At 60.7% G+C, this 18,662-nt stretch carries 13 protein-coding genes; 9 read left to right on the forward strand and 4 right to left on the reverse strand.

What is annotated here, in order from left to right:
- From VE25_RS06450 to VE25_RS06460, 3 genes are all read left to right on the forward strand, one after another.
- Positions 1–1,041 (forward strand): ABC transporter ATP-binding protein, encoded by a 1,041-nt coding sequence (locus VE25_RS06450; RefSeq protein WP_046107771.1) that lies wholly within the window; start codon positions 1–3, stop codon positions 1,039–1,041.
- Positions 1,042–1,115: 74 nt separating this feature from the next.
- A complete protein-coding gene (locus tag VE25_RS06455) occupies positions 1,116–1,847 on the forward strand; it encodes an SDR family oxidoreductase (RefSeq protein ID WP_046107772.1) in 732 nt (243 codons plus the stop codon).
- A gap of 40 nt (positions 1,848–1,887) precedes the next feature.
- A complete protein-coding gene (locus tag VE25_RS06460) occupies positions 1,888–2,613 on the forward strand; it encodes an SDR family oxidoreductase (protein ID WP_046107773.1) in 726 nt (241 codons plus the stop codon).
- A 477-nt stretch (positions 2,614–3,090) separates the two neighbouring features.
- On the opposite strand, the gene VE25_RS06465 is transcribed toward VE25_RS06460, so the two are convergent.
- Both VE25_RS06465 and VE25_RS06470 read right to left on the reverse strand, forming a co-directional pair.
- Complete coding sequence (locus VE25_RS06465; protein ID WP_046107774.1) at positions 3,091–4,155, reverse strand: hypothetical protein; 1,065 nt, start codon at positions 4,153–4,155, stop codon at positions 3,091–3,093.
- 434 nt (positions 4,156–4,589) lie between these two features.
- Positions 4,590–11,012, reverse strand: coding sequence for an ATP-binding protein (locus tag VE25_RS06470; RefSeq protein WP_046107775.1), 6,423 nt, complete (start codon positions 11,010–11,012; stop codon positions 4,590–4,592).
- Between the two features lie 517 nt (positions 11,013–11,529).
- On the opposite strand from VE25_RS06470, the gene VE25_RS06475 reads away from it, so the two are divergent.
- The 5 genes from VE25_RS06475 (at position 11,530) to VE25_RS06490 (ending at position 15,336) form a co-directional block, all read left to right on the forward strand.
- Positions 11,530–12,702: a phosphoserine transaminase gene (locus VE25_RS06475; protein WP_046107776.1), complete on the forward strand. Its 1,173-nt coding sequence runs from the start codon at positions 11,530–11,532 to the stop codon at positions 12,700–12,702.
- 27 nt (positions 12,703–12,729) lie between these two features.
- On the forward strand, positions 12,730–13,179 hold the full coding sequence (gene alaE, locus VE25_RS06480; protein ID WP_046107777.1) for an L-alanine exporter AlaE: 450 nt from the start codon (positions 12,730–12,732) through the stop codon (positions 13,177–13,179).
- An 89-nt stretch (positions 13,180–13,268) separates the two neighbouring features.
- Positions 13,269–14,858, forward strand: coding sequence for a phosphoglycerate dehydrogenase (gene serA, locus VE25_RS06485; protein WP_046107778.1), 1,590 nt, complete (start codon positions 13,269–13,271; stop codon positions 14,856–14,858).
- Between the two features lie 38 nt (positions 14,859–14,896).
- Positions 14,897–15,109, forward strand: coding sequence for a type II toxin-antitoxin system HicA family toxin (locus VE25_RS22235; RefSeq protein WP_244466877.1), 213 nt, complete (start codon positions 14,897–14,899; stop codon positions 15,107–15,109).
- 5 nt (positions 15,110–15,114) lie between these two features.
- A complete protein-coding gene (locus tag VE25_RS06490) occupies positions 15,115–15,336 on the forward strand; it encodes a type II toxin-antitoxin system HicB family antitoxin (RefSeq protein ID WP_052731772.1) in 222 nt (73 codons plus the stop codon).
- Positions 15,337–15,351: 15 nt separating this feature from the next.
- Here the strand turns inward: VE25_RS06490 and VE25_RS06495 are convergent, their stop codons facing one another.
- Positions 15,352–16,008 (reverse strand): hypothetical protein, encoded by a 657-nt coding sequence (locus tag VE25_RS06495; RefSeq protein ID WP_046107780.1) that lies wholly within the window; start codon positions 16,006–16,008, stop codon positions 15,352–15,354.
- Positions 16,009–16,178: 170 nt separating this feature from the next.
- Positions 16,179–17,147, reverse strand: coding sequence for a DMT family transporter (locus tag VE25_RS06500; protein ID WP_052731773.1), 969 nt, complete (start codon positions 17,145–17,147; stop codon positions 16,179–16,181).
- 217 nt (positions 17,148–17,364) lie between these two features.
- On the opposite strand from VE25_RS06500, the gene VE25_RS06505 reads away from it, so the two are divergent.
- On the forward strand, positions 17,365–18,654 hold the full coding sequence (locus tag VE25_RS06505; RefSeq protein ID WP_046107781.1) for an adenylosuccinate synthase: 1,290 nt from the start codon (positions 17,365–17,367) through the stop codon (positions 18,652–18,654).
- The last annotated feature ends 8 nt before the right edge of the window (positions 18,655–18,662 follow it).

Consider the following 18,662-nt stretch of genomic DNA (forward strand, 5'->3'; position numbering starts at 1 on the left):
ATGGCTGACGTGAGCATTCGCCGGCTCGGCAAGCACTTCGGGACCGTCAAGGTCCTCAAGGACGTGTCCCTCGACATTGCCGACGGGCAGTTCGTGGTTCTCGTCGGCCCTTCCGGATGCGGCAAGTCCACGCTCTTGCGGACCATCGCGGGGCTGGAGGAAGTCAACAGCGGCGAGATTCGAATCGCGGATCGCCTCGTCAACGATGTTCCGGCCAAGGAGCGGGACATCGCCATGGTGTTCCAGAGCTACGCCCTCTATCCGCACATGACGGTGAGCGACAACATGAGCTTCTCGCTCAGGCTCAAGGGCGTGCCGAAGGGTGAGATCAAGGAAAAGGTGGCCCGGGCCGCCGAGATCCTCGATCTTGGACACCTGATCGATCGCTATCCGCGCCAACTGTCCGGCGGACAGCGGCAGCGTGTCGCCATGGGTCGGGCGATCGTGCGGGATCCAGCGGTTTTCCTTTTCGACGAACCACTCTCGAACCTCGACGCCAAGCTGCGCGTGCAGATGCGGGCCGAAATCAAGGAGCTGCATCAGCAGCTCGGCACCACCATGATCTACGTCACCCACGATCAGGTGGAGGCCATGACGATGGCCGACACCATCGTCGTCATGCGCGATGGCGTGATCGAACAGTCGGGCTCTCCGCTGGAACTCTACGATCGACCGCGAAATCTCTTCGTCGCCGAGTTTATCGGTTCCCCCTCGATGAACTTCCTCAAGGGAACCTCCGGTTCACACGGCTTCCTTACCGACGACGGCGTGGAGGTCTATTCCGGCGTGCTGCCGGCCGGAACCACGACCTTCGGCATTCGCCCGGAAGACATGGTTCTGGATCCGAACGGGCTTGACGTCGAGGTCGTGGTCGTCGAGCCCACCGGGCCCGAGACGCATGTGATCGGGCGCCTCGGCAAAAGTCCGGTAGCGGTCGTGATCCGCGAGCGTATCGAGATCAAATCCGGAGAACGCATCCGCTTGCTTCCAAACCCCTCGCGGGCGCATTTTTTTGACGCCAACGGCACGCGACTGAACTAGCCTCAGGCACAATCCGTTGGCGCCTTCCGCTGGAGCTGGCGCCGGACCGGAAAAGATCAATAGGAGAACGCAAAATGCCAGAGGTGTTGCAGAACAAGATCGCCGTCATCACCGGTGCCGCTTCCGGAATTGGCCTGGCCACCACCAAGGCCCTGTTGGGAGAAGGTGCCAGCGTGGTGATGGTCGACCGGAACAGGCAAGGACTTGATGACCTGGCGGGTACGCTGGGAGCAAAAGCCATCCCCCAGGTCACCGACCTGCTGGACGCCGAAAGCTGCAACGCGATGGTCCCCGAGATCCTTCAGAAGGTTCCCCACATCGATATCCTCTACTGCAATGCGGGGACCTATATCGGCGGTGATCTGACCGAAACGACGCCGGAGGCCATCGACAGGATGCTGAATCTCAACGTCAATGCGGTCATGAAGAACGTACATGCTGTCGTTCCGCATATGATCGAACGCAAGACGGGCGACATCGTCGTCACCTGTTCGATCGCCGGTCACTTCCCCACATATTGGGAACCTGTCTATTCGGGATCGAAATGGGCGATCACCAGCTTCGTCCAGGGCATGCGCCGCCAGATGATCCCGCATGGGGTGCGCGTGTCCCAGGTGTCGCCGGGGCCGGTGGCATCGGCCCTGCTGGCCGACTGGCCGGAGGAAAACCTGCGCAAGGCCAAGGAGAGCGGCAGCTTGATGGATCCCGAGGAAGTCGCCGACGCGATCGTCTACATGCTGACCCGCAAGCGGACAGTCACCATTCGCGATATGATCGTGCTGCCGACCAACTTCGACCGGGTCTAGAGGCAATCGTCCACAGCACGAAAAACTCCAGCGAGGCGAAATGCAGTTCTCGGGCAAGTCCGTCATCATCACGGGGGCGGGAAAGGGCATCGGCAAAGCCTGTGCGCAGCTGCTTTCGGCGCGTGGGGCCGAGGTGATAGCCATAAGTCGGACGCGGTCGGATCTCGACAGCCTCAAAGACGAGATCGGATGCCGGACCATACGCGTCGACCTTGCGGACCCCACGGCCGCTCGGGCCGCGATGGCCGAGGCAGGCACCTGCGATTTCCTGGTCAACAGCGCCGGCATCAATGTGCTCGAGAGCGTTCTCGAGATGACCGAGGCGGGATATGAGGCCGTTCTAGGCATCAACCTGCGCGCTGCCCTGATCACCAGCCAGGAGTTCGCCCGCCGGCGCATCGCCGCCGGCGAGGGCGGCGCGATCGTCAACGTCACGTCCATCGCCGGGCATCGCGGCTTTGAGGACCATTTGTGCTATGCGGCCTCGAAGGCAGGTCTGGAGGGCGCCAGCCGCGTGCTCGCCAAGGAGCTGGGACCGCATGGCATCCGCGTCAACTGCGTCGCGCCCACGATCACCCTGACCGAGCTTGCGGCCGAAGCCTGGAGCGACCCTCAGAAGAGTGGTCCGATGATGGTCCGCCACCCGATCAACCGTTTCGCGGTGGCCGAGGAAGTCGCCGGGAGCGTCGCCATGCTGCTCTCGGACGACAGCACGATGATTTCCGGAGCGGTTCTACCCGTGGATGGCGGCTTTCTCGCGGTATGAGCAGCAGGCGCAGTCGAATACGGAACCACCTGACCGAAAGGGCCTGCATTGATACCCGAGCTCGGTCTCGGTGACATATAGACGACAATTGGTCGTTCGAGCTTAGCAGGAGCATATTCCAGACCTTTCTCGTACGCACACAGGAGGAGGGAGGTGTGCGCTACATGAAAACTCTGGAATGAGCGTCTGCTAAGTGTTTGATTTTCAGAGACTCGTTCAGCGAAATTCTCGAATGGGGTAGGGATAAAGTCTGGAATGGAGGGCAGCCGATATAATACGGCCGCTTGCGCCCTTCCGGTCACCCCGACTGGTTCGGCGTTGGCTGCAGCTCGCGTGTCTTTAATGGACTGGGTAGCCGTCCGACAGCTGCCAGTTAGGAACTGGTCGAAGCAGACACTCTTAATCGCATGTGCCATCGCTCGCTCGGTCTTGCCTCATAGCGCAAGGCCCGCTCCACCAGCGAGCGAGGGGTTGGTTTTAGAATCGCTTCGAAGCCTGATGGGGACGAGCCGAAGTTTGAGTGGCGGCCATCTCAATTTTCGCGCGGACTTCTGGAATGAGCCAGTTTCTAAGCGCCAGATGAACGACAGTCTCGAGTTCAAGCTTAGAAGAATCCTGCAGCTGCGCAGCACTGCCGCCGCCCATGCCACCAAACTCATTGAGCATTAACCCGGAGCCATGGGCGATCCGTGACCGCAATTTGTAGAACTGGTGCTTTTCTTCTTCGTGGCCAGGAACCGCCTCATCGAGCAGAATGCGAAACCCGCGAACCACACTGTCAATGTTCCCGCATTGAGGACATGCGTGGTCCACAGCTTTAGGGGCGATGGCTTCTAGGGCAGTGACAAGCGCGACCAGCCCGGCAGATTCGGAGACGTGCTCCAACTCGGGGTATCGGCCGTACCAGTGCGCTGCGACGTCGAACGCGTCTCGATCCGCCTCGCTCATGGCATGGTAATTGTCGAGCATCTCATCGATATCGTCGGGCAAGGTGAATCCCCCCAGATTGTCGACCCGCCCCTGATAATAGGCATCGGCTTGAATTTGCCGGATTGCGGGCATCTCCTTGATGTCGAGGAAGTCCGCACCTGAGGGCACCGGATACGTGTATCCTTTCTGCGCGTAATATGATCCGCCTGACGGCGTCATCACCCAATCTTTCTCCACTGAGCGAGGCGTAGGAAAAATATGGGCGTCGGCCAACGCATTGAGCAGCGAGATGAGCTTGGCGGTTGCGACGGCCCGTCTTCTACTGTCGATGGCGATGTGCTCGGTCCCTAGGTAATTGAACTCGAGAATGAAGGGCCACTTGCCATAAAATTCTCTCGGCTTGGGGGCATCGGTGTGGACGGGGACGATCTGGAATTCGTTCCGGTATCGGTAAGCCCCAACAATCTTGATGTCGCTGAACGCATGCTGGCGGATGTGGAAGAGCTGCGAGCTTAATAACAGAACCTCTAGGGCTGCCTCTATGGCGTCAATGTCATTGTCACGCAGGCTAGGTCCGGATTTCGCGTCCCAGGAGCCTGCGCTTCTTGTCAAAGTACAGCGTCAGCGCCGGCTGATCGAACCGATAAGTTCCATGCGAATATTCTACGCGGTCATCGTGGAAGCTTGAGTTCCCAAAATGCCAGCCGATAATCTCCTCAATGTCGACGAGGTCGAGTTTGAAGGCGGTCAAACGTTTGAACACATCGGATGGCATAAAGGGCCCTTGAAGCGGCGGTTGCGGCTACGTCAATTCAGCATAGCTTGGCACCGCCTTAAAAGGTGATCAGAAGGGAAAGGGCCCACGGCCTCGGCTGACTGCTGCGAAGCGTCTATGATGTGCCCCATTCCGGCTGTTGGAAGAGCGTCAGTGCCCTCCTAAAAAGGATATCGCCGCCCGACCCAGCTTTTGACCAGATCGGGTCGTGTGCGGGCATGGGAGCTGCACACCCGTTGCATCCCCCAGGCAAAGCTTAACAGTCGCGTCGTTACCCCGCGGCCCTCTTGGCATGCCAACTTCTGTAAATGCCGCCTTTGTCATACAAAAGCACATAAGCGCTGCTGATTTGCTGGACTTCTTCGAAGTCGTAGCGGGATTTGTACTTCGAGAATGATACGGTCAGTACCAATCGCTTGCGCTGCCGTTCCAGGACATTGTCGAGCCAGTTCGGGTTTGCCAGCAGCAACTCGCCATTGTTGTTCTCGTCTTCCCGATGGTCATACTCGTTGGGCTGCCACTCGCCCCAGACCTGGCTCCTGATCGCCAGATCGCCGTCCGTCGTGCGCCACTCGCGCAGGTCCGCGTCCGGCGACAAACCCAATGCCGACGTTAGCTCGATACCCAGCCGGGGTCGCGCAGCAGCACTGGGAGTCGCAAGTTTATCACCCTCATCGATGCCGCGCGGATACGGGTCGAAGTCCCAGACCAGGGGCTCAAAGGGGCTTACCTGCCGGTACTCGTCGTCATACCCCTCATTGTCAAAGATCGGTATCCAGAACTCATGATCCGGTCGTTTGGAAAATTGCTGACACCGCCCTACTGCCCCCTTCAAGGGCGAAAGACCCGCCGTTATGCGAACCCAAACGCCATCCACGGACTTCCAGCGACCGTACAGCGGAATTTCGCCACCCGGCTGGCCGGTAAAACCAAGCCTGTTCAGGAGAATGTCGACTGGTTCAAGGGCGGGTTGCCTGTCTTTCAGACGCGCCAGAAGATAGGCTTTCGCGCATTCCGGGACGGCGTCTTTATGGTCAGACAGGAAAGAACCGTCCTTGAAGGCCACGTCATACCGCCCAAGCCAGTCGTGATACGGGCCTAAACCATCCATTTCATAACTTCGGCGAACGACCGGCAGCGTTTTCAGGAAAGTCGTGGCGGCATGCAGGAGGGCATGTTTTTGGACATGCTCCCTGAAGAATTCATGCCGGTCGGACCGATGCCATCGATACCGCTCATGACCTGAGAAATAGTCCATCCCTGTCGCAGCAGGCCAGCGCTTCTTGATCTCCGCAGCCATCTGATCGATGACCTCGCCTTGCGAGAGCCCAAACAGCCTTGCGAGGGTACTTATTTCCGATTTCGAGAACTCGTAGTCGAAGGAGAATCCAGACTGGGGCTCCACCGGCTTTGGATATCCCTCCTTGTCCACGTATCCATGTGGTGGTTCCGCGATTTCAGAATGCAGTTTGGCCAGCGCGGCATCATACGTCCCGTCACTATTGAGATGCTGGAGGCAGCGCTCCACATGCAGTTTGTCGATGACGTGAAGATCGTCACGGTTGGCCAAGGTGACCAGCAAAGGTCCAAGATAGCCCAATTCATGTCCGAAACGGGCCGTTGCCCTCGCAAGACCCATGAGAAGCCATTGCTGCGAGTTCAGATACGGCAGCGGCTGGTCTTTCGTCTCCAAAGCGCCAACGGCCCTCTCATCGAATAGATCGAAGAGAGCCTTCAGGTCATCGTGGAGGCCAAGCGCGGCCAACGTTGAGATGCATTTCGCGGCCGTCCACCGCATATACGCATCATCCGCTCCAAGGAAGTGCCATATGAAGGTCGCGAGGTGCTGTGCCTCTGTGATGTCCGGAGCAAACTCAGGACGAAACGGACCCTCCCCAATTTCATCGGCTATCCGCGCAGCAGGGCTCGACAGGAGCTTTTCCAACGCCTCAAGGCCGGTTGATGGCGACGTGTCTTTGCAAAGGTTTGTCGCAACCTGCAACCATTCCTCGCCACCAAGATCCACTTCTTCGTTCGCAACGGTCAGCAGAAGCTGGCGCATTACGAATCCATGATCCTGGCACAGCTCCGAAAGCTGATTGACCTCGCGCGAGATATTCGCAAACCGCAGCTCGAAAATCTCAGAGCCCCGGAACGCGAACAGGCGTTCGGCCACCGCCTTTGCCTCAGCCCGCAAATGGGTAGAAGACTCCGACCAGGCCTGCATCAGGTCGACGATGTGTCGGATCACGTCGTCGACTTCGAGACCCGAAACCTCGCAGAGCGCAAACAGGAGCTTCGCTCGCTGATCGTAGGGGCACTTTTCCTTGAGCAGCCCGAAGAACTGTTGCCTTGCATGGTAAGGGAGTGGCGGCTCCCCCGTGATCTGGGCGAGCGCTGCGTCGATGGAGACCGCCGATGTGAGGTCGCAACTCTCAACGAGCCTGACAATACTCTCGTCAGCCTCGGTTTTCTCGTCGGTGTCGTCGACGCCCGACACGAAGAGATGCTCACTGCCTGGATTATTCCGGCGGTTTATCTCGTCCGTTCGCTTCTGGGCCTCAATCGCACGCTCTTCCAGGGCCTTCTGTTCTTCGCCCGAAATTACCTCGGGGAACCGTGCGGCAAGTCCGGCAAAACCCTCCCATAGCGACGCCCAACCGCCCAAGGGATGTTCCGCCCTTACTTTGTCCCGTACGGCGGCAAAGATACCCGGTCGTAGTTCAGGCGCCGCCCTGCCCAAAACGTCGGCCAGACTGTCTCCCAGCTTCCAGTCGTACCAGCCAATGTCCTCGCACAGGATGAAAATGACCGCCGCCCACCGGGGATCAAGCCGCCCTTTGGCCGCAGAGAATCCAACGAACTGAGGGAGCCCATACGAAAAAGGCGCTACATCCTGATCGGCCCAACGCACGAACTTATACGCTGCCGGCATTCCGATAGAGTTTGCAGCGGCCTTGGCCAGCAATGTCCACCCGAACTTGCTGGCATCGTACATGATGGTCTGACAAAGATTCAGCAGCCTGTGGCCGAGTTCGGGACGAACAAGGCCTCCCGGCTGTACCGCCGCGAAATTCAGTATCGCGTAGATGATGTCGTGGTCGTCGCCCCCCATCTGATCAAGTTCTGCAAGGCCCTGACGATAATACTCCCGAGCCTCTGCAACACTCATTGGGAGCAGATTTTCCGCAAGCTCCCGGTAGTTGTTCCCACGCTGATCGATCGACTCGTTCCGGCGAATGCTCTCCGCAGCCTTCTGCGCGAAACGCCCTGTCAGATTGTGAAGATTTGGCCGCTTTGCGAGGAGGTTAAGTATCGTCAGCCGGTCCTGGACACGAAACTTGTTGCTGGAAACAATCTCGATCAGCGCGGTGCCCTGGGCCTCGGTGATCTGATCGGCATGTTCAAAGACAGAGGCCGCGAATCCGATCCCGACTGTGCGGCAGAGCACGTCCGTTGCTTCTTCCGCGCGCCAATGAACATTCAGGCGCAACGCGGCCGACCAGGCGTTCAGGAATCCATCGACACACTGGCTCCCGATACCCTGACCGCCCAGAACCGCGGTCTCAATCGGCTCGGCCATAGATCGGATCAATTGAATACCGCTGGCTATCGTACGGCGTTCATTGTCGTCAAGCAGAGGCTTGCGGCCTTCCTTTACTTTACGTCGGCCCGCAGGTCTGCCTCTCACTCGTGAGCCGAATTGTTGCGATAGGAACTCGCGGAGTTCGTCGTTCGATTTGAGCGCCTTGGCTTTCCGGCCAATCTTCAATTCACGGGGAAGCAGGTGGTGGAAGCTGACGCGTTGCCCAACCGACCAGGCGCGAAGGCAGGCGCTGAATGTCGGGGTCCAGATGCGCGAAAAGCCATACCGCTCGCCGTAATCATAACTGGAAGCACGCAAGGTGGTACCCGTCTTCATAATTTGGCGGGACGCCGATCTTGACGAACGAACCAGCGCAGCGAACGCTGCCTTCGAGACGGCGGCTTCTATAACCCGTTCATCATCAAGTCTGACACCTCGGTCGTTCTCGTCATCCCCGGGGTGTTCGACCCTTTTCGCGATAGCGGCAACATGGTGTGGCGCCAGAGAAGCATGCCGGCCCAGCATGGCTATGCGCAGCGCATAGGATTTGCATTCGTCGCTGGCCGCGAAATCGCACAGATCATCCAGCACCCGGCCCAGACCAAGCTGTTCATACTGATGGGCGAGCCTGATCACGCCGTTGCAGACTGATATGGCAAACCGAAGATTCCAGTTCCCGAGATTGCCATCGACACTGTCGAATTCACGCCTCAGGACGCTCAGGAACATGAGAGCGGCAAAGTCATCGTCCTGGGGGCGTGGACCGTCGAGAGGCCTATCTTCATCCTGGTTCTGGTAGCGCCAGTTGATCCAGCCAATGGCACGGTTTTGATGGGTTCTTGCCTCTTCCATCTCTCCGGCAAAACAATATGCCAGCGTGAGACGGACGTTGCGCGCCCCACGCCAGCCTGACCGATCATTGAACAGGCGGCGCGAGACATCCTTGTCCCCAAGCTTGATCCCAAGCCCCGGCGCGCGTCGGATAAAGTCGTCGCCCCGTGCGTTGGCAGCGGCAACCTGCGCCAGCTGTGTCGTAAGCAGGAGGGCACGATTGAGGTCGCCCTGCTTTACTGCCAGACGAAATGCGGCGTGCAGTCGCGCCAGTGTAAGACGGCGGCGTCCATAGTCGGATTGGATCGATGCCGGGAAGTCGGACGATCCAGCCAGCTCGTATGCGCGGTTGCTGTCATTAATCGTGACCAGAAATCTTGGCAGGGCTTCTGCCGCATAGGACGACGTTAGCTGACTGTTTGTGAGCCGCTGCGCAATTGCCTGTTGCGCGCTGGTCTCCTGGGAATAGGTCTTCCAGACATATGTTTCCGTTGGTTCATCGCGAAAGATCGCGCCTTGCGGAACCAGTTCGAGCATGGGAGCCAGGTCGGCAGCAGCACTGTTGACCTGGGTGACCGGCCAGCCAAGCGCGTTTGCCAGTTCATCCAGTGGTATGGGAGGCGGCAGCAGCGAAATCGCCGCAAAAAACTCTTTGATCTGACCGTCATTCCATCCGGCAACGTGAAGGTCCGCGAAGATTTTTTCGCAGCGCTGCGCTACAATCTCTTCGACAGAAATCGGCGTCGATGGCGGATTGCCGGAAACATTCTGATCCCATGACTCGACAAGGTATGCCAGCACGCGGGCATTGCACCGGGATCGCCGAAGGGCGACGGCGACCTCTTCCTCAGTCGCAGTAGGCAGTCTCCCGGCAATAAAGGCGCGCGCCTCCTCGTCCGAGAAGACCCCCAGCTTGAACAGGGTGACAGATGCGCGTCCGATCACACCGTCTTTCCGCTCCGGACGGGCGGTGAGCAGTAATTTTACGCCGTCAATCGGCTCGCGGCTTAGCGAAGCAAGCAGCAGCCTTGGAAAGGCCTCGTCCTTTCGATTATCCGCCTCTAGCTGCGCGTTGTCTGCGGCGTCCAGCACAACGACGATGCCGCTCTTCTCGGACTGTTCCTGTACCGCTCCGGCCGCCTGCTCCAGGCGCCTGCGCATGGCAGTCACGAGTCCCCTGGTATCGGCATCACCTGGCAAGAGAGGATCGCACAACCCGCGCGAAGCGAGTTCATTGGCGATCTGGACAAAACCCACACTGGGCAGGTGTCTGGCCTGATCCTCAGATCGGTATGCGCCGCCGCCGAAGCAGTCGAAGACCACGACTTCAAAGTCACTGGTAAGCTTCGCAGCCAGGCTTTGTACAAAGACGGTTTTGCCAACGCCGCCTTCCGCATGAAGGAGCACAGGGACCGCAGATGACTTTATCAGCGAGAGGACGTCATTCAGCTCCGAGCGCTCAACCACCTCACCCACATCAACGAAGCGGGTATCGGCAGGAAAAAGGTTCTCCGGTTCGCACCCGAGCGCATCAAGGACGTCTTCGCGTTTAACGAGGTTGTTTCGGGCGCCCCCGACACCGGCTTTGTCCACGACAAGTTCTACAAGCTCGTGGACCCGAATTCTTGCACGTCCGTCGTTGCCCGCCGACCAGTCCGTAAGCGAACGGCGCAGCAGGCTTTTTTGTACGGGGAGATTTTTCTCACCTGCCCGAAATTCCGTCATGCTGAAAAGACGGTGCGGATCGACGCCCCGATCCCGGCACCACTGCGACAGATAATCAAACTGATCCTTGGCACTCCCGTCCATGGGAGGCTCGCTGCCTGCCTTTAGGGCCGCAATCGCGTTCCAAAGGGACGTTGAAAACTGACAGTTTGTTACAAAGCCGAAGGAGAGCTTCTTGTCTACTTCGTCAACGGTCGCTTCCCTCTCGTATCCAAGGACGCTATCGGCGAATTTTTCGATGGTCTTCTTCAAGTAGGAGGATGTAACAGGTGTCTGGTCGACCCTGTACTTGAACTGCAGCGTCTGGATAGCCGAGGCGGATGCAAAAGTATCCCCGGCGCCATAGTATAGAACCAAGTCTGCGATTTCCTGCGCCGTGTCTCCTGGTTCGGCTTCCTCATTGGTCGACAGACCTTCTATCGCTATCGCGTAAAGATGATCGCTTGGGAAAACCAGTTGCAGGGCGCGCCGCGCCGTCCATCGCTCATGGAAGTTGTGGCCCGTTCGAGACGCCCGGACAGAGTCGACGGTGATAGTTCTTTCTTTTGGCAAACGAACCTACCAGCAGTGCTAATTATCCAGAGTACTCTTAGTAAAGGCAGGCTGACCGGATGCGAAGGGTTCATGTACGTGCGGTCGCGACTGAGATGAGTCGTCGGGGGTATGGCGGTTCCCGGCAATGCGCAGCGAGGACTGACAATTGACGGCCGGAATCGTTGGTACTAGGCCAAAAGCTGACTGACAGCTTCCGGCCCCATTACGGTCACTGGCTACGGATATCGTTATGTGTGCCAGGATTCAATTGAGTTCCGGAACAGCCTGCGCCTCCAAGGGAGTAGATCGGTCAGTTGAATGTCCAACGCAACCGGCCCCGCGCTTCCCTTGTTGGAATCTGAGAAAGCCCGAAGTTTGGCGACTTCAACACGACATGATTGGAAAATCTCCCAACCTTTGATGGAAGTTGCAGGAGTGCCCCTAAAGGACGATTGACGCCAAGCCGGCGCGGGAGTATTTGCGGCCTCAGGACATCTCGCCCTAACGCGAGACAATCGACCTGGGAGGGTCGCTCATGACTGACCATATGACCGCGCCGGCGGTGAAACCGGCCAATCCCAATTTTTCGTCGGGTCCGTGCGCCAAGCGTCCTGGTTGGACGGTTGAAGCGCTCGCCAACGCGCTTGTCGGACGTTCGCACCGCTCCAAGCCGGGCAAGGCGCGCATCCAGCGCGCCATCGACCTGACCCGCGAGCTGCTGGAAGTCCCGCAGGATTACCTTATCGGCATCGTTCCGGCCTCGGATACGGGCGCGGTCGAGATGTTCCTGTGGTCGGCGCTGGGCGCCCGCGGCGTCGACATGCTCGCCTGGGAATCGTTCGGCGAGGGCTGGGTGACGGACGTCACCAAGCAATTAAAGCTTCAGGACGTGCGCATCCTCAAGGCGCCCTATGGCGAGCTGCCGGACCTCACTCAGGTCGATTTCAGCCGCGATGTGGTCTTCACCTGGAACGGCACCACCTCGGGCGTGCGCGTGCCCAATGGCGACTGGATCCCGGCCGATCGTCAAGGGCTGACCATCTGCGATGCGACCTCGGCGGCCTTCGCGCAGAACCTCGATTTTGGGAAGCTCGACGTCGTCACCTTCTCCTGGCAGAAGGCGCTCGGGGGCGAAGCCGCCCACGGCATCCTCATCCTCTCGCCCCGAGCGGTCGAGCGGATCGAAACCTACAAGCCCGATCGCCCGCTGCCCAAGATCTTCCGCCTCACCAAGGGCGGCAAGCTCATGGCGGACATCTTCGAGGGCGCGACGATCAACACCGTCTCGATGCTCTGCGTCGAGGACGCGATCGACGCCATGGAATGGGGCCTCAGGGCCGGTGGCCTCAAGGGGCTGCAGGCGCGGGCGGACGCCAATGCCAAGGTGATCGCCGATTGGGTGGCGACCTCCGATTGGGCCGATTTCCTCGCGCTCGATCCTGCCGTGCGGTCCAACACTTCGGTGTGCCTCAAGATCGTCGATCCCGAGGTGACAGCGCTCTCCGACGAAGCGCAGGCCAAGCTTGCCAAGGCCGTGGTTTCGCGGCTGGACAAGGAAGGCGTGGGCTACGACATCGGCGGCTATCGCGATGCGCCAACAGGCTTTCGCGTCTGGTGCGGCTCGACGGTGGAAACGGCCGATCTCGAAAAGCTCGTGCCGTGGCTCGATTGGGCATTTGCCGAGGAAAAGAAAGCGGCGCTGGCCTAAGGAGAAGCCCAGGCGGGAGATGGCGAGATGGCAAACCAACGTCTCCGCAGCTTTGCTGCCGACACGCTGGCGCTGGTCATCTTCTTTACGGTGGTGAGCGGGCTCAACGAGCGGTTCATCGCCGGGATGAGCTGGCCCGAAGTGGCCACCTCCCGTTCGATCGGCGCGGTGCTCATGGTGCTGACGGCCCGGCCTTATGGCTACTGGCGGGACTGGTTTCTGAACACGACCAAACCCTCCACGCCGACCGCCACCCTTCTCATGGACTCCATCGCGCTGCTCAGCTTCCAGGTGCCGGTTTATGTGCTCATCATCTTTGCCAGCGGGGCAAGGGGCATGGGCATCGTGACTGGAACCATTGGATTTGCGGCGCTGATGCTGGTCCTGGGGCGGCCCTATGGCCTGTGGCTCGACTTCGTGCGCAGGCGGTTCGGATTGAGCGGGCCGGGGCAAAAGCCGATGTCGCTGGGCGGATAGACACAACAGTTTCCCGGGCGCTCGGAGCGGCCGGTCATTTGACAGACATTTTTGAGGGCCGCGGCCCGCATCGAACAAGGAACAGGGATATGCCCAAGGTACTCGTATCGGACAAGATCAGCCCGGCGGCGATCGAGATTTTCAAGGCCAACGGCGTCGAGGTGGACTATCTTCCCGATGTCGGCAAGGACAAGGAAAAGCTGGCGGAAATCATCGGCCGGTATGACGGCCTTGCCATCCGCTCGGCGACCAAGGTGACCGAGAAGGTCATTGCCGCTGCGACCAACCTCAAGGTCATCGGGCGGGCCGGCATCGGCGTCGACAACGTCGATATTCCCGCCGCCACCAAGAAGGGCATCATCGTGATGAACACGCCCTTCGGCAACTCGATCACCACGGCCGAGCATGCCATCTCCATGATGCTTTCGCTCGCCCGGCAGATCCCGGAGGCCGACGCCTCGACCCGCGCCGGCAAGTGGGAGAAGAACCGCTTCATGGGCGTCGAGGTCACCAACAAGGTCCTCGGCATCATCGGCTGCGGCAATATCGGCACCATCGTCGCCGACCGCGCGCAAGGCCTCAAGATGAAGGTCCTCGCTTTCGATCCGTTCCTGTCGCCCGAGCGCGCTGTCGAGATTGGTGTCGAGAAGGTCGAGCTCGACGATCTCCTGGCGCGGGCCGATTTCATCACGCTGCATACGCCGCTGACCGAGCAGACCCGCAACGTGCTCTCGGCTGAGGCCATCGCCAAGACCAAGAAGGGCGTGCGCATCATCAACTGCGCGCGCGGCGGGTTGATCGATGAAGCCGCTCTCACCGACGCGTTGAAATCGGGTCAGGTCGCGGGCGCGGCGCTCGACGTCTTCCTCGAGGAGCCGGCGACGGCCAATCCGCTGTTCGATCTGCCCAACGTCATCTGCACGCCGCATCTGGGCGCATCGACGACGGAGGCGCAGGAGAATGTCGCCCTGCAGGTGGCCGAGCAGATCTCGGCCTACCTGATGACCGGCGAGATCTCCAACGCCTTGAACTTCCCTTCGATCACCGCCGAGGAGGCGCCGCGGCTCACCCCGTTCATCCGGCTCGCCGAAATGCTCGGGTCCTTCGCCGGTCAGCTGACGGAAACCTCGATCCAGGGCGTCCGCATCGAATTCGAAGGTGCGGTTGCTGACATGAATACGCGCCCGATGGTCGCGGCGGCGCTGACCGGCGTGATGAAGCCGCTGCTCGCCGACGTCAACATGGTCTCGGCCCCGCAGATCGCCAAGGACCGCGGCATGCAGGTCGAGACCGTCACTCGCGAGCAGCAGGGCGCCTACGAGAACTATATCCGCCTGACCGTCATCACCGAGCGGCAGGAACGGGGCGTCGCCGGCACGATCTTCGCCAACGGCAAGCCGCGCATCATCCAGGTCAAGGGCATCAACATGGAGGCGGAATTGACGCCCTCCATGCTCTACGTGACCAACGAGGACAAGCCCGGCCATATCGGGCGCCTCGGCACGCTTCTCGGCGACCTCGGCATCAACATCGCCAACTTCAACCTCGGCCGCATGGACGTCGGAGGCGACGCCATCGCACTCGTTTCCATCGACGGGGAGCTCACCGAAGAACAGCTCGGCCGCATCGCGGCGCTGGAGGGCGTCAAGCAGGCCAAAGCATTGAAGTTCAATATGTAATCTCGCTTCGATCCATCATGTCGAAGCGCTTGGAGCAGATGCGGCAGCACCCTCGGGGCGATTGGTCGATCCGGGATGTGGTCGCACTCTGCAAGGAGCATGGGATCACGTGTGAACCGCCTCGAGGAGGCGGTTCACATTACAAGGTCTATCATCCCGCAAGGCCCGAGATTCTGACGATCCCTTTCAAACGCCCGATCAAGCCAGTATATATTCGAAAGCTCGTAGCCTTCGTTACAGCACTGGGGTGAGAGACGTGACCCGACTTGAGTATCCGGTGATCATCACGCCGCTGACCGCAGAAGAAGGCGGCGGTTTTGCCGCGACCGTGCCCGATCTGCCCGGCTGCATGGGCGACGGCACGACTCCGGAAGAAGCCATTCGGGACGTGCAGGAAGCTATCGCGGCGTGGATCGAGGCCGCCAAAGACCTTGGCCGCCCGGTTCCGCCGCCGTCCCGTCACCTCCAGATCGCCTAGCCTAATCTCTATACCCTACGCTCCAGCCGGAGGTTGCGGCCCCGCGGTTGACGTGACCGGCTGGTGCTTCTTGTAGATCGAGAAGCTGTGGCCGGCGAGCTGGCCGATATAGATGAGCAGCGCGCAGCCGGCCGGGGCGCCGATCTCGTTGACGATCATTCCGAGGATCTGGGGCAGAGCGAGCTGCGCGCCCTCGGCCAGGCTGGCCTGCCAGGTCAGCCAGAAAAGGATGGAGCCGAAGCTGATGCCGATGGCGGCGCCCGTGCCGATATAGGGACCGGGCCGCACGACCTCCTTTTCGGTGAGGATCGCCAGCAGCCAAGCGAGCAGTCCGTATTCGAAAGCGCGCACGACACCGACTGTCGCGAGCGACAGCGCCGCCGGCTGCTCGAGGACGCCGATAACGGCGAGCATCGCCCTTTGGCTCGCCTTGGCGAGTGCCAGCGCCAGCGGCGCGAACAGCAGCCCCATCAGCCCGGCGAGGGCCTTGCGCGCTTTGCTCACCGACACGCCGACGGCGACGCCCGCGCAGACGATCACGGACCAGGTCACGGTCTGCGCCAGGTCGGCGAGGAGCGTGACGCCTGGGAACGCCCCGCCGCCGAGCAGCCTGGCGAGGATCACCAGGGCCTGCATGACAAAGCCCAGCCCCACGGCCAGCAGCGCAATCAAGGCAATTCTGTTGAGCGTCGCGCGCGCCTCGCGCCCGCTCGCGGGAACAGATTTTCTTTTGCTGTCAGAATCTTTTACCAAGAGCATACCTCGGAGGGACTAGCTCGCCGCAAGTCAATTGACGTGGTTTGCTTGAATGGCCTCTCAAGCCGCGGTCGCGGACTTTACGCCTATTTCCGTTGGGCCGAAACCCAATTGTGCTGGCGCCTTGCCGTCCATTCGGCGAGCACGATGCCGGCGACGATGAGCGTGCCGGCAACGAGGTGGAAGAGCTCGAAACGCTCGCCCAGCACCACAACCGATCCAAGCGTTCCGAACAGCGGGATGAGGTTGATGAAGAGGCTCGCCCGGTTCGGCCCGATGAGCTCGACGCCGCGCACGTAGAGCATCTGCGAGAAGACCGAAGGGAAGACGAGGACGTAGACGACGATGATCCAGCCCTGCGGCGTGATATGCGGCAGGGCCGCGGCGAACTGGCCGAGCCCACCGCCGAGCGTTGCCTGGTAGGCGAAGCCGGCGAGGATCGCTCCGAGGAACGTGCCGACGAGGAAGCTCATCCAGCCCATGGGCGGGCGGTAGCGCAGCGCCAGCGAGTAGCCCGCATAGGCAACGCAGGCGAGAATCACCAGTGCGTCGCCGAAATTGACGTCGAGCTCCAGCAGCCGCGTCAGCTCCCCGTGCGTTGCCGTGATGGCGACGCCGGCGATGGTCAGGGCGACGCCGAGCAACTGCAGCGCCCTGACCCGCACTCGGAAGATGATGAAGTTGCCGAGCATGACGAAGATGTTGACCGCCACCTGCTCGATCGAGGCGTTCACTCCCGAAGTGAAGTAGACCGAGACGTAAAGCAGAACGTTGAAGGTCGTATATCCCACGGCCCCGTAGACGAGGAGCAACGGCAGGCTCTTGACGAACACCGCGGCATCGCGCCGCAACTGTCCGAGCGCGAAGGGCAGCACCAGCAGCAGCGCGCCGATCCAGCGCAGGATCGTCAGGGCATAGGGGTCGATATGGCCGATGGCGAGCTTGCCCGCCACCACGTTCCCGCCCCAGAAGGCCGTGGTCAGCGTCAAAATGAGAATGGGCCTGTCGAAGAGCCAGGCGGCAAGGCCTGGCCTGTGGGCGGGCAGCTGCGTCATCGTCGTTCCGGGCGGGTGGCGCGAAGTGTTCCACACTTTTGCGCCGAAGAGTTTGCGTCGAGCGAAAGGGGTGATGTAAGGAACGCTTGCACTTATCAGCAATTCGGCTTCCGGCAAACCGCCGCATCGGTCGAGGGGATCTTAAACACCACAGCCGGGCCGCAGCGGGCCGTCGCCTTGCCCGGTGCCGTGTGCCCGAACTTTCAAGGAATCGTCTATGGCAAACGTGGTTGTCGTCGGCTCGCAGTGGGGTGACGAGGGCAAGGGCAAGATCGTCGACTGGCTCTCCGAGCGCGCCGATGTCGTGGTGCGCTACCAGGGCGGGCACAACGCCGGCCACACCCTCGTCATCGACGGGGAGAGCTATAAGCTCTCGCTGCTGCCCTCGGGAGTCGTGCGCGGCAAGCTTTCGGTCATCGGCAACGGCGTCGTCGTCGATCCGCACCATTTCGTCTCCGAGGTGGAAAAGCTCGCCGGCCAGGGCGTCAGGATCACCCCCGAGGTGCTGCGCATCGCCGAGAACGCGCCCTTGATCCTCTCGCTCCACCGCGAGCTTGACGCCATCCGCGAGAACGCCAATTCCGGTCTCAAGATCGGCACCACCAAGCGCGGCATCGGCCCGGCTTACGAGGACAAGGTCGGCCGCCGGGCGATCCGCGTCGTGGACCTGGCCGAACCCGACACGCTGATGGCCAAGATCGAGCGGCTGCTCTCGCACCACAATGCGCTGCGCCGCGGCATGGGGCTCGAGGAGCTCTCGGTCGAGGCGCTGCACACCGAGCTTTCGGACGTCGCCGACAAGATCCTGCCCTATGTCGACCGGGTGTGGGAATTGCTCGACGATAAGCGCCGGTCCGGCGCGCGCATCCTCTTCGAGGGCGCGCAGGGAGCGCTGCTCGACGTCGACCACGGCACCTATCCGTTCGTCACCTCGTCCAACACGGCCGCCGGCCAAGCCGCCGCGGGCTCGGGCCTCGGGCCCACGGCCATCGGCTACGTGCTGGGCATCACCAAGGCCTATACCACCCGCGTCGGCGAGGGGCCGTTCCCCACCGAAGATTTTGGCGTGACCGGCAATTACCTCGGCACGCGCGGCAACGAGTTCGGCACCGTCACCGGCCGCAAGCGCCGCTGCGGTTGGTTCGATGCGGTGCTGGTGCGCCAGACGGTCAAGACCTCGGGCATCACCGGCATCGCGCTCACCAAGCTCGACGTGCTCGACGGGCTCGAGGAGATCAAGGTGTGCGTCGGTTACGAGCTCGATGGCTCACGCATAGATTATTTGCCTGCCTCAATGGGGGCACAAGCGCGCGTTAAGCCGATCTATGAAACGCTTGAGGGCTGGTCCGAGACGACCGCCGGCGCGCGCAGCTGGGCAGAATTGCCGGCCCAGGCGGTCAAATATGTGCGATATATCGAAGAGCTGATCGGCGCGCCGGTCGCTATGCTGTCCACAAGCCCGGAAAGGCTCGACACCATACTGGTGCATGACCCGTTCCAAGACTGATTTTTTTT

Origin of the sequence: Devosia geojensis, assembly GCF_000969415.1 — a bacterium.
In the GTDB taxonomy this organism is placed as follows: Bacteria; Pseudomonadota; Alphaproteobacteria; order Rhizobiales; family Devosiaceae; genus Devosia; species Devosia geojensis.

Coding starts and splice junctions, on each gene's coding strand:
- serA (WP_046107778.1), top strand. CDS start 13,269: ATGCCCAAGGTACTCGTATCGGACAAGATCAGCCCGGCGGCGATCGAG.
- VE25_RS22235 (WP_244466877.1), top strand. CDS start 14,897: ATGCGGCAGCACCCTCGGGGCGATTGGTCGATCCGGGATGTGGTCGCA.
- alaE (WP_046107777.1), top strand. CDS start 12,730: ATGGCAAACCAACGTCTCCGCAGCTTTGCTGCCGACACGCTGGCGCTG.
- VE25_RS06455 (WP_046107772.1), top strand. CDS start 1,116: ATGCCAGAGGTGTTGCAGAACAAGATCGCCGTCATCACCGGTGCCGCT.
- VE25_RS06460 (WP_046107773.1), top strand. CDS start 1,888: ATGCAGTTCTCGGGCAAGTCCGTCATCATCACGGGGGCGGGAAAGGGC.
- VE25_RS06475 (WP_046107776.1), top strand. CDS start 11,530: ATGACTGACCATATGACCGCGCCGGCGGTGAAACCGGCCAATCCCAAT.
- VE25_RS06500 (WP_052731773.1), bottom strand. CDS start 17,147: ATGACGCAGCTGCCCGCCCACAGGCCAGGCCTTGCCGCCTGGCTCTTC.
- VE25_RS06450 (WP_046107771.1), top strand. CDS start 1: ATGGCTGACGTGAGCATTCGCCGGCTCGGCAAGCACTTCGGGACCGTC.
- VE25_RS06505 (WP_046107781.1), top strand. CDS start 17,365: ATGGCAAACGTGGTTGTCGTCGGCTCGCAGTGGGGTGACGAGGGCAAG.